General features: G+C 37.7%; 14 protein-coding genes. 6 read left to right on the forward strand and 8 right to left on the reverse strand.

From position 1 onward, the window contains the following. Positions 1-399 precede the first annotated feature (399 nt). From ESZ39_RS03740 to ESZ39_RS03750, 3 genes are all read left to right on the forward strand, one after another. On the forward strand, positions 400-2,034 hold the full coding sequence (locus tag ESZ39_RS03740) for a GMC family oxidoreductase (RefSeq protein WP_146878458.1): 1,635 nt from the start codon (positions 400-402) through the stop codon (positions 2,032-2,034). A 154-nt stretch (positions 2,035-2,188) separates the two neighbouring features. Further along, a complete protein-coding gene (locus ESZ39_RS03745) occupies positions 2,189-2,665 on the forward strand; it encodes a TlpA family protein disulfide reductase (protein WP_223270221.1) in 477 nt (158 codons plus the stop codon). 427 nt (positions 2,666-3,092) lie between these two features. Next, positions 3,093-5,240 carry a M3 family metallopeptidase gene (locus tag ESZ39_RS03750; RefSeq protein WP_146878459.1) on the forward strand — a complete coding sequence of 716 codons (2,148 nt, stop codon included), beginning with the start codon at positions 3,093-3,095 and terminating at the stop codon, positions 5,238-5,240. 96 nt (positions 5,241-5,336) lie between these two features. On the opposite strand, the gene ESZ39_RS03755 is transcribed toward ESZ39_RS03750, so the two are convergent. The 6 genes from ESZ39_RS03755 to ESZ39_RS03780 form a co-directional block, all read right to left on the reverse strand. Beyond that, a complete protein-coding gene (locus ESZ39_RS03755) occupies positions 5,337-5,774 on the reverse strand; it encodes a DUF3010 family protein (protein ID WP_146878460.1) in 438 nt (145 codons plus the stop codon). Positions 5,775-5,869: 95 nt separating this feature from the next. After that, complete coding sequence (locus tag ESZ39_RS03760; protein ID WP_146878461.1) at positions 5,870-6,634, reverse strand: tRNA-uridine aminocarboxypropyltransferase; 765 nt, start codon at positions 6,632-6,634, stop codon at positions 5,870-5,872. A gap of 120 nt (positions 6,635-6,754) precedes the next feature. Next, on the reverse strand, positions 6,755-7,567 hold the full coding sequence (locus tag ESZ39_RS03765; RefSeq protein WP_146878462.1) for a DUF2884 family protein: 813 nt from the start codon (positions 7,565-7,567) through the stop codon (positions 6,755-6,757). Positions 7,568-7,790: 223 nt separating this feature from the next. Continuing rightward, positions 7,791-8,945, reverse strand: coding sequence for a cell division protein ZapE (zapE, locus tag ESZ39_RS03770; RefSeq protein WP_146878463.1), 1,155 nt, complete (start codon positions 8,943-8,945; stop codon positions 7,791-7,793). A 96-nt stretch (positions 8,946-9,041) separates the two neighbouring features. Continuing rightward, positions 9,042-9,251 (reverse strand): cold-shock protein, encoded by a 210-nt coding sequence (locus ESZ39_RS03775; protein WP_077287100.1) that lies wholly within the window; start codon positions 9,249-9,251, stop codon positions 9,042-9,044. Between the two features lie 271 nt (positions 9,252-9,522). After that, entirely contained in the window at positions 9,523-10,041 is a 519-nt protein-coding gene (locus ESZ39_RS03780; RefSeq protein ID WP_146878464.1) for an RNA methyltransferase, read from the reverse strand. A gap of 467 nt (positions 10,042-10,508) precedes the next feature. Here ESZ39_RS03780 and ESZ39_RS03785 point away from each other — a divergent pair, with 467 nt between their 5' ends. From ESZ39_RS03785 to ESZ39_RS03795, 3 genes are all read left to right on the forward strand, one after another. After that, positions 10,509-11,123: a hypothetical protein gene (locus tag ESZ39_RS03785; RefSeq protein ID WP_411266852.1), complete on the forward strand. Its 615-nt coding sequence runs from the start codon at positions 10,509-10,511 to the stop codon at positions 11,121-11,123. 611 nt (positions 11,124-11,734) lie between these two features. Next, positions 11,735-11,908, forward strand: a complete 174-nt coding sequence (locus tag ESZ39_RS03790; protein WP_223270226.1) for a S26 family signal peptidase — start codon at positions 11,735-11,737, stop codon at positions 11,906-11,908. A gap of 217 nt (positions 11,909-12,125) precedes the next feature. Beyond that, on the forward strand, positions 12,126-12,917 hold the full coding sequence (locus tag ESZ39_RS03795) for a peptidylprolyl isomerase (protein WP_146878466.1): 792 nt from the start codon (positions 12,126-12,128) through the stop codon (positions 12,915-12,917). A gap of 311 nt (positions 12,918-13,228) precedes the next feature. On the opposite strand, the gene arfB is transcribed toward ESZ39_RS03795, so the two are convergent. After that, positions 13,229-13,645 carry an alternative ribosome rescue aminoacyl-tRNA hydrolase ArfB gene (arfB, locus tag ESZ39_RS03800; RefSeq protein WP_146878467.1) on the reverse strand — a complete coding sequence of 139 codons (417 nt, stop codon included), beginning with the start codon at positions 13,643-13,645 and terminating at the stop codon, positions 13,229-13,231. A 287-nt stretch (positions 13,646-13,932) separates the two neighbouring features. Continuing rightward, positions 13,933-14,289: a ribosome hibernation-promoting factor, HPF/YfiA family gene (gene hpf / locus ESZ39_RS03805; RefSeq protein WP_146878468.1), complete on the reverse strand. Its 357-nt coding sequence runs from the start codon at positions 14,287-14,289 to the stop codon at positions 13,933-13,935. Positions 14,290-14,825: the final 536 nt, after the last annotated feature.

A 14,825-nucleotide genomic window follows, 5' to 3' on the forward strand; every position in this document is an offset into this window, starting at 1 on the left:
CGCAGGAAAAATAATTCAAGGTAAGGCGCTCGATTGAGCAATAGCTGGCTATTGGGAGTGAGAGCAACACAGCCTTGAGCTATTTTAACTAGTACAAGTGAGCAATAACTTAATGGGATTGGTATTACACATTCAAAACTGATCTTATAACTATAGCGTTAATTTTATGACTTGGTCGTGCACAGGAAAAAAATCAAGCTCAATGTTTATCGTGCCAGGAAAAACCTAAGTACTCACCTCGCTTTTAGCAGCATGGCTTTAGGCTATTTTAGCTAGCCAAAGTGGGCAATAAATACATGAAATTGATATGAGGTTTAACACTTGAATAAATAATTATTTTACATCATAGTGGTCCGATGTGTTAAAAATGATATAAAGTAACTTTTAAAAGGTAAGCTTGTGAAGACATTTGATTTTGTAATTATTGGTGGTGGCTCAGCTGGCTGCGTGTTAGCTGATAAATTATCCGCTAGTGGTGAACATAGTGTTTGCCTATTAGAGGCTGGTAAAGCCGATAAGAACTGGTTGATCCATCTGCCTATTGGCATTGTTGCCCTGTTACAAAGTCGCAGCTTAAATTGGCAGTTTAACTCTCATCAAGAAAAAACCCTGAATAATCGAGAAATTTTCACCCCACGAGGTAAAACCCTCGGTGGCAGTAGCTCAATTAATGCCATGCTCTATGTTAGAGGACAACCAAATGATTATGATCATTGGCACAGTTTAGGTAACCTAGGTTGGAGTTTTAATGACGTTCTCCCCTACTTTAAAGCCCTTGAACATCAAGAACGTGGGGCTGATGATTTTCATGGTATTAACGGTGCACTTAATGTTGCAGACTCAGTCTCTAAACCCGCGATTAATGAACACTTCATGCAGTCAGCCATCGCGGCAGGTTATCCTAAAAATAACGATTTTAATGGCGTATCACAAGAAGGCATTGGCTACTTTCAAGTCACCCAGAAAAATGGCTTAAGACACAGTGCCGCAAAAGCTTTTTTAACGCCCAATTTACACCGTAGAAATTTAACCGTTATTACCCAAACACAAGTTGAAAAAATAGTCATTAATGATGGTATTGCTACAGGTGTTATCTATAAACATCGCGGCGAAGTTCAGCAGATCATTGCGAACCACGAAGTTATTCTCAGTGCCGGTGCGATCAACTCGCCGCAAATTTTGATGCTTTCTGGTGTCGGGCCTAAGGCAGAATTAGCAAAGCATAATATTAAGCTTGTACAAGCACTTGAAGGTGTAGGTAAAAATTTGCAGGATCATGTAGATGTCCTCAACGTCGCCCAACATAATGTAAGCCAAGTCATGGCGCTTCGTCCAAAATCAATTTGGTGGGGCGCAAAAGAAACCTTAAAATTTATCACTAAACGCAGTGGCTTGTTAACCACTGTTATTGCCGAAGCCGGTGGTTTTATCAAATCAGAGCCAACATTGGATGAACCCGATTTACAACTGCACTTTGTGCCCGCCGCCATGGACGATCATGGCAGAAACCTTAAACTGCTCTTTAACTACGGCATATCGCTGCATGTATGTCTGCTTAGGCCAAAAAGCCGTGGCACAGTGACACTTAACAGCAATGAAATCACTCAGCATCCACGTATTCAAATGAATATGTTAGATCATCAAGATGATATTGATACCATGGTGAAAGGCGTGAAAATTGCTAGAAAAATATTGTCGACACCGCCATTATCTTCAAGCCATATTAAACATATATTCCCAGGTGAAAATTGCACTACAGATCGAGAAATTCACCAGTTTCTAAAAGAGAAGTGTAATACTATTTACCACCCTGTCGGTACCTGTAAAATGGGCCAAGATGAGTTGTCGGTAGTTGACGAACAGTTAAAGGTACGAGGCATTAAGCAACTGCGAGTCATTGACGCATCAATTATGCCAACGCTAATTAGTGGCAACACCAACGCGCCAACCATGATGATTGCAGCAAAAGCGGCAGATATGATTTTGGCTGAACATGCATTAAACCAAGATAAAGTTAAGGTTAAGGTTAACTAAGGTAACCAACAGCAATAGAGAAATAAATAAACTTTTTTGAAACGAGATACTGGTTTATGTGGTCAATCTAAACAACTAATCACTAAAATGAGTATCTGTTTTGATTTATTTACTAACTTTAAGCAAAAAACTACTCACAGCCACTTTGCTAGTATTGTTATTTTTTACAATAAATGCCGCTGCTGAAGAAACGACTACCACACCACAAGCACCTGCTTGGCAACTTAAAACACAATCTGGTGACACTATTTCTTCCGCGCAATTTGACGGACAAGCCACTATTTTACACTTTTGGGCCACCTGGTGTCCCTATTGTAAAGTGCTACAGCCAAAACTAGTCGAGCTTGAAAAAAAATATCAACAGCGAGGTGTTAAGCTCGTTGCCATTAGCTTTAATGAGGATGACGACGCACTGCCACAAGATGAATTAACCACTCGAGGCTATAGTTTTCCTACTGCCGTTAATGGCGATGAAGTGGCAATACTTTATGGCGTAAGAGGCACACCAACGACTTTTTTCATTAATAAGCACAAACAAGTGATATTTAAATATACTAGCTCTGACACCTCAGATCCACGGCTTGAACTTGCGGTTCAAGAGATAGTTAAGTCAGCCATTAACTCAACTTAATCACACACTTTTTTTGACACTTTCGTTTTTTAATTTGCTTCGGCTTGTTAGTCAAAGCAAAGTAAAAGTAAAAGTAAAAGTAAAAACAGAGATTATTTACTATTTTTACCTTATAGCACCTACCTTTAGCTGAGGAAAAATCGGCTTTATTTATATATCCGCTCCACAATAAAAACGCTCTGAAATCACTTTATCTGCTGCTTAATTATTTAGTAGAGCATTCAGCCTTTTTAAATTAAGCCCTAAAAGTATATTTGACCGCCGATAACGCGCTACTCATCGAATTTATCACTCCTGCTCTTGTACCTATGCCGAGTGCAACATAGAATCGATAACAACTTCATTGTGATTTCATATGACTTATACCAAGCTATCGCACTGAATAAACCTTATCAGCCCTCTGGGTATAAACTTAAAAGGTCATTTAATGAAAACTCTTTATCTCGCACCATTGGCCATTGCTATCGCATTAGCCGGTTGTCAGCCAAACACAACGCCCACTGACGTTGTCAAAATAGAGCAAGCAGAAAATACTGCAAATAATCCATTTTTTTCTGAGTACGCCACACCGCACGGTATTCCACCCTTTGATAAAATTAAAAAGAGTGACTACTTACCGGCATTCAATCATGGTATTACACAGAAAAAGCTTGAAATAGAGACCATTACAAAAGATAAATCACTACCAACATTTAAAAATACTATTGTTGCGATGGAAAAGACGGGCAATTTTTTAACAAAAGTAAGCAATACCTTCTACGGTTTAATCAGCTCAATGTCAGATAAAGAAATGCGCGCTATTGCCAAAGAAATGTCGCCTAAACTTTCAGCCTTGGCTGATGATATAGCGCTAAACGATGCTTTATTTATCCGTGTGAAAGAAGTTTATGATAATCAACTGTTATTTGATTTACGCACAGATCAAAAGCGCCTACTAGAAACAACTTATAAGAGCTTTGTTAGAGGCGGTGCTAATCTTAACGATGTTGACAAGTTAACCTTACGTGACTTAAATGAAAAGTTAAGTGGTTTAAGTTTAAAGTTTGGTGAAAATTTACTAGCAGAAACTAACAACTTTGAAATGGTGATTGATAATAAAGCCGATCTTGATGGTTTACCTGCTGATATTATTGCTGCTGCTAGCGAAACCGCAACAGCGCGTGGTCACGAAGGCAAATGGGTATTTACCACCCATCGCCCAAGTAAAAATCCATTTTTAACCTATTCAAACAACCGTGAACTACGTGAAACTATCTATAAAGGATATACCCTGCGTGGTAATAACGACAATGCCAATAACAACCAAGCCATTGCTAGTGAAATTGCCAGCCTGCGTTATCAAAAGGCGCAGTTGTTAGGTTATAAAACTCATGCCCATTTTGTCCTTGAAAACGCTACTGCAAAAACGCCTGAAAATGTTTTTGAATTATTAAATAAAGTTTGGCCTGCTGCATTAGAACGTGCAAAAGAAGAAACTGCTGATATTCAGAAAATGATTGACGCACAAGGTGATGATTTTACAGTGGCGGCATGGGATTGGTGGTATTACGCTGAAAAAATTCGTAAACAACGCTTTGACATTGACGCAGCAGAAACTAAACCTTACTTTTCATTAGAAGCAACGCTACAAGGGGTTTTCTTTACCGCAGAAAAACTTTGGGGTGTTACCTTTAAAGAGCGTGATGATTTACCTAAATATCACCCAGAAGTGCGTACCTTTGAAGTGCATGATCGTGACGGTAGCTATGTCGGTGTTTACATGACAGATCACTACGTACGAGAAAGCAAACGTGGTGGTGCTTGGATGAGCAGTTTTCGTAAGCAATACAGTATGAATGGCGAAGAAGTTACACCCATTATATACAATGTATTAAATTATCCTCGCCCCATTGGTGATAAGCCAACGCTATTAACCTTTGATCAAGCATCTACTTTATTCCATGAATTTGGTCATGCAATTCAAGGTCTATTATCTGATGGTTATTACCGCTCTCAAACCGGTACCGCACTACCAAGAGATTATGTTGAATATCCGTCACAAGTTATGGAAAACTGGATGACAGAGCCAGAAGTATTAGCAAATTTTGCTAAACACTATCAAACCGGTGAAGTAATTCCTCAAGCCCTTGTTGAAAAAATTCAAGCTTCAGGCAAATTTAATCAGGGTTTTGGTACTACTGAATATTTAGCGGCCGCATTACTTGATATGAGCTGGCATTCATTAGAAACAGCTAAGATACAAGATGCTAATAGTTTTGAAAAAAATGTGTTAAAAGAAATAGGTTTAATTGAACAAATCGCGCCAAGATATAAAACAGGTTATTATTCACATATCTTCGCCGGTGGTTATTCAGCGGGTTATTACGGTTATATCTGGTCAAATATCTATGACGCTGACACTTGGTTAGCCTTTAAAGAAAATGGCATATTCGACCAAGAAACGGCTGAATTATATCGCAAGCACGTACTAGAAAGTGGTGGTACAGACGATCCGACTGTTATGTATCGTCGTTTCAGAGGTAAGGACCCAACAGTAGAACCTTTACTTGAACGTCGTGGTTTAACCAGTAAGTAACTTCACTAAGTGAACAAAAAAGGGTCGCTATTTAGCGACCCTTTTTATTTACTTAACTAACTTAACCAACTTAACTAAGCATGGCTGAGCTTAATATTATTGCAAATACAAGCTGCCTTCAAAGAAGCCAAAAACAGTTTCAAAAGCACCTTCTTGATACTGTTTTAAACCGGTATCACGAAAATCAATATCCACTTGGCTACGAGTTAATGCCTTTTTGATAAAACTACTCGCCAGTATTTCAACCGGTAAATCTTTAATAAGTTGAATCGCTGCTTCTAATTTAAAACCAACCGGTCCACCAGCGAACTTACCTTTTAAACCACGGCCTTTAATCACCACTTTTTCAACTTTGTAGTCTTCCATCAGTTTGGCAAAAGCAAACTGAAACTCTTGTACTTGCTCAGCATCACCGGCGTCAACAAGACTAATTTTTTGTACGCGCGTATTTGGTATGTCGTACAACCCATTTTCCCGCGACATGATACAAATAATTGCATCGTTACCTTTTAACTCAACACCACATATCTTCATAAATTAACCTCGTTGCTATAATGTGCGTTATTATAAAATAGTTTTGCTTTAGCTGCAGTGTTTTCATGCATTTAAAGTTAAGCTTTTAAAAGTAGTCATATATCTTTTGCCAAAGTGATGCCCTTAAGCTTAGCAAACTCAGTGTAATCTGAAACCGCATTGGGATTCGCTTTATTAACTTGGCAAACACCGCGCTGGTATTGATAACTAAAAACATCAAACCAGAGATCAAGTAAATCTGCATTGGTTTGCTCCCCCACTAAAGACAAAACCTGAGCGGCTACTTCAGCGGTCGCTAATTCAGTATTATTGGCTGCTAAGCGAATTTGATAACGAGAACTCAACTCTGTTGAATTTTCAGGCGTTTTTGGTGTAAATGACACTACCGGTAGCTGTTGTAAATAAGGACTGCGGCGAAACATTTTTTTAGCTTCTCGCCAACAGCCATCCAGCATAATAAATAAGGGCCTTTTACCGGATGTAACAGGAATTTTATTATCAAAAATTTCACGATCTTCGCCAACATATGCTTTAGGAAAAACGATCATGGGTTGCCACATAGGATCGTTTAACAAGGTAATAATATCTGGGTTTACTTGTGTTCTTGACCAAAGAAAGGCAAAGCTGTCGGGGATCAAATCAGCAATTAACTTACCGGTATTACTTGGTTTTAAAACCTCAGTGTCATACATCAGCAACAAAAATCCGGCCTGAGAACTTACCTTAGGTGACAAGTCACAAATACAAAATGGTTTGGCTAATCGACATAATTCACAACGAATAACTCGCTGGCCTCGTGATTTATAAGTGGTGGTACTTAGGCTTTTACGATATTGATGAAGTTGCTGTACAGCGTGCATAAAGGATATATCAAGACTATTGAGGGCGCTACTTTAACGTGCATGTACGATATTGGCAATAAAAAAGCGCAGCTCAAATTGAGCAACACTTTATATCTACAAGTTGTCTAATTTTAAAGACTACATTAATTTAGAATTGGCTATGCTGTTTTTTTTGCTAGCGGTGATCAAATCATAATCGGTAATTTCGTCGATACTTTCTTTCAATTGCTCTTCCATTTTATCTATTACTATAATGGATCGACATAAAGCTTCACCACGTTTTTCTAGCCTTGCACTACGCGTTTCCATTTCATGCTCTATTAGCTCGCCAAAATTCTCCATTTTACTTTCAAAAGCGTTCATATCTCCACCTGAAAACAGCATTTCTTGACCAACCGCGATCATTAAACTGCCTAAAGCGTTTTTAATGGTACTTTCTACTGCTGATTCAATTTTTTGCTCAAAATTTTCACCAAAAAAATCTTTTCCAGAAAAGCCCTCTTCGTCAATATAGAAATTTTCATGTCGAGTAAATTCGGCGTCAACTTCACCGCGAATGCTTGTTAACTGCGTAGTTAACTCAGCGCTAGCCTTGTTTCCTTCACCTAACAATTCGTTAAATGCTAGATTAACGCCATCAATGGCTAAATCAATAGCACCTAAGGCGATACTTTTCACTTCTGGTACAACATTGCGTATATGGGTTGAATAATTGTGTAATAAAGATTGTTGGTGAGCTGTTAAGGCGATCTCTTCGCCATTTATCAGTAAAGTGTCATTGCTGGTGATGCTATATAGTGGCAATTTATCTTTAGAAAAAGTAATTTCTTTAGCCTTGATATTAATGCCGCCATTTAAGTCAACATGACATGATTCACTAGAAAAAGAATTATCGTGTCCATAACTTGTTGAGCTTGCCATAATAAGTACTGTAGCAATCAATGTTTTCATATTAATCTTCTTTTGTAATTTAAGTTTCTAGGGCGATAGTCGTATAATAAAACCACCTATTAACGCTATTGTTTACAAAACTAATGCCAACATTAAAACTTATTGAATATCAATAGATAAGGAAAGAAATTGTCTTCTAATAAAAAGATAATAGGCTATAATTTAGTGAAATAAATAACTTCTTAGTTAATTTAACAAACTTAAATCCAACTTATAAATTAGTCTACAGATAGCTTAATCGCTGCATTTCAAACAACCTTGATCGACAGCGAGCAAATTCAAAGCTAAGTTGGGTGCCCTGATAAAGCTCAGCAATATCGACCTCAGCGGCAATAATTAAGCGCACACCTCTGTCGTAGAACTCATCAACTAGTGCGATAAAACGTCGCGCTTCGTCATCGAGACCTCTGAGTTGCCCCATTAGCACACCACTTCGTTGGTAGCCGTCTTCAACACCGGAGAAAACAGCAGGAATTAATGCTCCATTAAATTGTGGTACATTACTGATCAGCACAGTGACATAGTTATCTGCTAACTTAATATAATCTCTTTGGCTTCTTGGGCTTGAGCAAAGCGTCATAAAATCAAACCAAATGATATGTGCAGTACAAGCTAAAAATTTAACTGCCCTGCCATGAATAATAATACTGTCATTATAGCGAATATTGCTTTTAGCGAGTGCTGCAAAGTGGTGAGTTAAGAAGTTACTCTCAGTTTCAGCGCCAATATAAAAGTCTCGATAGTTAAGTGTCGCTATATCGGCGTCTAGCATTCGATGATCTTTTGGTCCATCAATAGAGATAACTTGGCAATACTGGTGAATAATATCAATAGTAGGTAGAAATCTAGCGCGTTGTAAACCATTTTTGTATAACTGATCGGGGGGGCAATTTGACGTTGCAACTAGGATAATACCCTGCGATAGCATAGCCTGTAGTAAGCCTGCCAATAGCATGGCATCAGCAATATCATTAACAAAGAACTCGTCAAAACAAAGCACATCGACTTCTTCAGACCAAGTTTTTGCAATCAATGCCAGCGGATTGTCTTTACCACTAAAATCATTCAACAGTTGGTGCACACTTTCCATAAAATGATGAAAGTGAATACGTCTTTTGCGTGTCAGCTTAAGTTGTTGATAAAATAAGTCCATCAACATAGTTTTTCCACGACCAACTCGGCCATGAAAATAGATCCCCTGAATGACTTCATTCTTTATAAATAATTTTTTTATGACGGCAAGTAGTGATGTTTGAGCTTGGGCGGATATTAATTTTTGCGAAAGTTTATCCAAAGCAAGGGCGGCTTTGTATTGTTCAACATCAAGGTTAAGTGTTTTATGCTCAACAAGTTGTTTATATTGCTTTATTACTGACATAAATTTATTTACAGGCACAAAAAAGGGCAGACTAATGTCTCCCCTTTTTAAACACTGTTAATATTTCAGCTAGCGTTGCCAGCTAAAGAATATTAATTAAAGTGCTACGATGTTCTCAGCTTGAGGACCTTTCTGACCTTGAGTAACAGTAAACTGTACTTTTTGGCCTTCAGCAAGAGTTTTAAAACCATCGCCAGAGATTGCAGAGAAATGTGCGAAAACATCTGGACCAGATTCTTGCTCGATGAAACCAAAGCCTTTAGACTCGTTAAACCATTTTACTGTACCAGTAGTTGTATTAGACATTGTATTATCCTATTTATTCGTAATTGATGCCTTAAAATAAGGCGGTGTTGCAGGAAGTGTTGCTATTAATTATTAAACAGGACGAGCTACTTACTAATATAACTTCGAAACTTTGTACATAAATATAGGTCTTACTTTCTAGCTGGGCGTATTCTAACTGTTTCCTGATAAGAGTCAACTTGTTTTAGAGAAAAAATCATAAAAAACGCTTTTATTTGATGATTAAGCAATATCTAGCGATATAGAAACTAACCTATTTATCTCTATAGCATTAATTTTCTTGCACTTTTACGGTGTTATTTGTATCTCGGCTGCTTTTAATTAAGTCATCACCCGCAACCATGTGTTTTGACTTTGCTAATCGGTCATAAAGTAAAACATTAACACTGGCGGCTAAGTTCATGCATCCAATCGTTGGTACATACACTACTGCATAGGCGCTATTGATGATCTCTTGCGCTATAGTGCCATCTTCGGGGCCAAAGATATAAAGCGCATTTTCTGGGTGCTCAAATTCAGGTAATGCTATAGCACCTTCAACTAAATCAACACAAACAATATGTTGTTCTGGCAGTAAATTACAGGTTAATGATGCAACCGCATTTAAAGGAATTTTGCGTGATGCATCTTTGGTATCTGTGTGAAACTTTGCAGCTTTTGCATATCGTACACCGGTGTAACGCACTTCATCAACTTGATAACAACCTGCGGCACGCATCACCGCACCAACATTTGACGGACTTTTAGGATCTGTTAACCCAATAACAACATTTTCAGTTTTTAACTTCATTTATACAGCACTCAAAATTTCACAGCCTTATTGAGTACAATTTTGCGCTGCAAGTGATAAGACTACAAGCAAATCTTTTTACGATATTAGTGGCTAAATTTTTGTCTCATACCAGTTCCATTAAGTTTGTGATCTTGTTGTGCGCAGGAAAAATAACTCAAGGTAAGGCGCTCGATTGAGCAATAGCTGGCTATTGGGAGTGAGAGCAACACAGCCTTGAGCTATTTTAACGAGTACAAGTGAGCAATAACTTAATGGGATTGGTATAACTCAAGGTAAGGCGCTCGATTGAGCAATAGCTGGCTATTGGGATTGAGAGCAACACAACCTTGAGCTATTTTAACTAGTACAAGTGAGCAATAACTTAATGGGGTTGGTATCACAGCACTTTTACAGCTACTTATTAGCCGTTTATCTGATAGCATCACAGGTTAATATTTAAAACTCAGTCAATTTAGGTGTATTTAATGAAAGCAAAAAATAATATTATAAAGCTAATACTTTCTAGCAGTCTTTTTTACTTTGCCCATTCAGCCACAGCGGCTGAAGCGCCCTTGGTTTCTATCGAAACACATGATAACTTTTTTAACAGTATTAAAGCGCATTGTGGCAAAGCTTTTCAAGGTCAGGTAACAATAGATAATGCTAGCGGTGATGGCTTTGCCAACAAAGATCTGATTATGCATGTCAGAAATTGCTCAGACAAAAAGTTAGAAATTCCTTTTCACGTCGGTGACGACGCTTCACGCACTTGGATTATAACTAAAACAGGTTCGGGTTTGTCATTAAAGCATGATCACCGTCACCAAGATGGTAGTTATGACGAAAGCACTATGTACGGTGGCCAAACAATAGACGCTGGCTGGTCACAAGTGCAGTCGTTTCCCGCTGATGAATATTCAAAGCAGTTATTTGTCAAAACAGGTATCCCACAGTCAGTTGGTAATACTTGGCAAATGTTTATCTACCCTGAAAAATTCAGCTACAGGTTAATTCGCCAGGGTCGTGAGTTTCGTGTTGACTTTGACCTAAGCGCAGCAATAACGCCACCTGATGCACCTTGGGGCTATAGCGACGATTAGCTTAGAAAACCCAAGCCTCGGTAAGTTGATATAGAAAATTATATTTTATAACGCTAATACCTCCATTTATTAAGGAACTCTAAAATAACGGTCTAGTCAAAAGCTAAATCGTTATTTTTATACTTAGTTTTTATACTTAGTTTTTATACTTAGCAATAAACTAAATAATCGCATACTAGCCAGCTATTAATGCTAAGGAAAGATCATGAAAAAAAGTATTTGCCTCCTATTAAAAGAAAATAAAGCTTTATTGTTGTTTATCCGTTAGAAAGCTTTTAACCACTAATACCAATTTGATTAATTAAGTGATCTACTTTTTCATGAGGAAAAATGGATAAATACAAGGCATAAAATTTAGTCAGTAGTTATTCACCTTATAAATTTTATAACGCTGTAGTTATTCATTTTAACCATTAAAAATGAGCAGGTAATTAATCAACTTGGTATAATACCAGTTCCATTAAGTTTGTGATCTTGTTGTGCGCAGGAAAAATAATTCAAGGTAAGGCGCTCGATTGAGCAATAGCTGGCTATTGGGAGTGAGAGCAACACAGCCTTGAGCTATTTTAACTAGTACAAGTGAGCAATAACTTAATGGGATTGGTATAACTATCCCCGAAGGCTATTACCTTGTTATGGCTGATCATCGTGATAAGAGCGCAGACTCTCGTGTTATAGGTTTAGTGCCACGTAACGAAATTATTGGCCGTTCAAACATGGGGGGGTTATTAAATTATGACCCTTATTTAATGCCACGCAGTGAACGCTTCTTTAAGGCCATTTAATACCTCAGCTTAGTACCAGTAACTTAATATCGGCGATGACGAGGCTAATCACAAATGCTGAGAAATAATAAAAATATTACACTGACTATATAACAACTTAAATTCATTAAACAATATCTGTCAATATAGACGAAACCTTACTTTATCTTGTTGTTTTCTTTAAAGCCTATTATTATCGCTACACTTTGTAACATGTTAAGCAGTAAGTAGTTAATCTATGTCTTTTTCAAGCCTATCAAAAATAGCAATCGCATCACTGATGATTGCTAGTGCTTCAACCTCTGCAACTATAGTGGAATTTACCACTTCACAGGGTAATTTCAAAGTTAACCTGCACGATGAAACAACACCGGAAACGGTGAGTAACTTCCTAAAATATATCAATGATGGTGACTATAACAACACCATCATTCATCGCACTGTTGATAATTTCATTGTGCAAGGCGGCGGCGCTAGATTTGAAGGGGTGTTACCACCAGTATGGATTGAAACGCGCCAAACCATCAAAAATGAACCGGTATTTTCCAACGTAGTAGGTACCATCGCTATGGCAAAAAAAAGTGGCGGTATCGATAGTGCCACTAGCCAATGGTTTATCAACTTAAGTGATAATGGTACTGGTAAGCTAGATCTAAAAAATGGCGGTTTTACAGTTTTTGGCGAAATAATTGAAAATGGCATGATAACCATTAACGACATAGCACTTGTACCTAGATGTGATATTAACCCCGGTGTATCAAATGGCTTTAATGAATTACCGATGCCAAACTATAGTGCGGATAACTGCGTAAATAACTTTGTTCCTGGTATCGAAAATTTTGTTACCATCGAAAGTGTTATCATCATTGATGCAAGCATTAATAGCGCCGATAGCTTAGCCGCAGTTAAAAACACATCATTGACTGCCACAGCGCCTGCACCAACAAACTCAAGTAGCGGAGGAGGCTCTATTGCGTGGTTTAGCTCACTGTTTATCGGTTTAATCGCCTTAAGAAGACGCTTTAAATAATCACAGCAGCAACAGGGTAATCGCATTAAAAATTAACTACACACATAGTTAGTTTTTAATTCTCATACTGACTATTAAAAAAGCCAGCCTAGCCCTTAAGTTCCCCCTCGTTCTATTCTCATTGTTTCCTCCCTGTAAAAAAAATAATTCACAAAGATAAAAACAGGAGAACTGCAGGAGGAAAAGCACAGCATAACCACACTTAAATTTCTTTAAACTTACTGACCGCTGACCGCTAAAGACTTGTCTTCAAACGTCTCTTCTTTTTGTTTCCTCCCTGTAAAAAAATTCACCGGGTGAAAACCAAGAAGTTATTGATGGTTTACTTTTCCTCGCAAGACTTTATTAGAGCCCGTTTTTTTCTTTGCGTCCAATCGTCTGAGCTTTGAGCCTTTTGTTGGTTTAGTAGGCCGCCTAGTTTTTTTCACCACCATTGCAGATAAAATCAATTCTTTCAGCCGCTTTAAAGCGTCGTCTTTGTTCATGGGTTGTGTTCTAAATGATTGTGCTTTAATAATGATAATGCCATCACTTGATATGCGACTATCTGATAGTTTCAGTAGTCTAGCTTTGTATATGGCGGGTAATGTTGAACGCTTAATATCGAAACGCAAGTGTATCGCTGTTTCGACCTTATTGACTCTTTGGCCTCCGTTCCCAGTCGCCCTTATGCCGGTAAGTTCAATCTCCCAATCGGCAATGATTACTGCACTTGATATTTCTAACATGATTTACCTTAGAAACTTAGCTATGAGGTGCACTACTTATTAACCCTTCGCTATTATTGTCTTGAGAACAAATAACATTAGCTCAATGTCCCAGTCTACAACGGCGACATCGTTAAAAAATTTTAGCATACAGCCTCTAATAGCCGGTTATAAAGTCGCTATTTTAAGTGTATTTCTGTGGGATGCCAAACTAAATGTCTGCTTATTCGCTTTAAATAAGCTAGCGCAAGCATTAAAAAAGGAGGCTACTGCCTCCTTAACGATAAGATGATTAAATTCACAGCTTATTAATTGAGGTTCATTTCTTGAACTTTTTCGTGGGCAATTTCAGGTGCTGTTGCTTCGGGTTTACTATGCAAATTAGCTTTTAATAAGCCTTTTCGGTGTTTTAAAGCTGCATCCAACTTTTTAGCTGCTGTCGCAATAGCTGGGTACATAACGCCGTCATTTGCTGATGCCGAGATACGACCTCCTTCATATGTTGTGCGAAGTTCTACATTATGTTTGTTATGTTCGTGCGATAAAATAACATCGAGTGAAATTAAGGTTGGGAAGTGTGTCGATATTTTTGAAAATTTTTCATTAATATGTTCTTTAATTGAATCTGAAACGTCAACATGATGACCTGAAAGATTTATTTTCATAGCTGTTCCTTTTTATTATCTACTCACTAATAATAGTTGGGCCTAAAAGTTAAAAACGCAAGTCAATTGCGGTAAATTTTATAATTATTTTTATTAAAGATGATTTTTGCAGTTAAAGATAGTCTGCCATGACAGCTTACAAGCCTTATACCAGTTCCATTAAGTTTGTGATCTTGTTGTGCGCAGGAAAAATAACTCAAGGTAAGGCGCTCGATTGAGTAATAGCTGGCTATTGGGAGTGAGAGCAACACAGCCTTGAGCTATTTTAATTAGTACAAGTGAGCAATAACTTAATGGGATTGGTATTACATCGCGTTAAGGTAAAACAACATAACCTTTGGTATAAATAAAAGTAAACCTCTATTTTATTTTATAAAAAATAACACCATAACAAAAGCTTAGTTGTTTTATTTTCTGTATTAGATATAAGGTGCCAGTGTTCAAGTATAAATTAATTATCGGCATAGCGAATTACTGTCGTTATTGATTCACGCCATAACCTTGTCTGATTGAATAACGCAAAATATTTGTATCAC

It is taken from the genome of Colwellia sp. C1TZA3 (assembly GCF_007954265.1).
Lineage (GTDB): Bacteria > Pseudomonadota > Gammaproteobacteria > Enterobacterales > Alteromonadaceae > Cognaticolwellia.

Bases quoted from the DNA above. Each gene is read 5' to 3' on its own strand.
- ESZ39_RS03750 (WP_146878459.1), top strand. From the start codon at position 3,093: ATGAAAACTCTTTATCTCGCACCATTGGCCATTGCTATCGCATTAGCC.
- ESZ39_RS03755 (WP_146878460.1), bottom strand. From the start codon at position 5,774: ATGAAGATATGTGGTGTTGAGTTAAAAGGTAACGATGCAATTATTTGT.
- ESZ39_RS03760 (WP_146878461.1), bottom strand. From the start codon at position 6,634: ATGCACGCTGTACAGCAACTTCATCAATATCGTAAAAGCCTAAGTACC.
- ESZ39_RS03765 (WP_146878462.1), bottom strand. From the start codon at position 7,567: ATGAAAACATTGATTGCTACAGTACTTATTATGGCAAGCTCAACAAGT.
- zapE (WP_146878463.1), bottom strand. From the start codon at position 8,945: ATGTCAGTAATAAAGCAATATAAACAACTTGTTGAGCATAAAACACTT.
- ESZ39_RS03775 (WP_077287100.1), bottom strand. From the start codon at position 9,251: ATGTCTAATACAACTACTGGTACAGTAAAATGGTTTAACGAGTCTAAA.
- ESZ39_RS03780 (WP_146878464.1), bottom strand. From the start codon at position 10,041: ATGAAGTTAAAAACTGAAAATGTTGTTATTGGGTTAACAGATCCTAAA.
- ESZ39_RS03785 (WP_411266852.1), top strand. From the start codon at position 10,509: ATGAAAGCAAAAAATAATATTATAAAGCTAATACTTTCTAGCAGTCTT.
- ESZ39_RS03795 (WP_146878466.1), top strand. From the start codon at position 12,126: ATGTCTTTTTCAAGCCTATCAAAAATAGCAATCGCATCACTGATGATT.
- arfB (WP_146878467.1), bottom strand. From the start codon at position 13,645: ATGTTAGAAATATCAAGTGCAGTAATCATTGCCGATTGGGAGATTGAA.
- hpf (WP_146878468.1), bottom strand. From the start codon at position 14,289: ATGAAAATAAATCTTTCAGGTCATCATGTTGACGTTTCAGATTCAATT.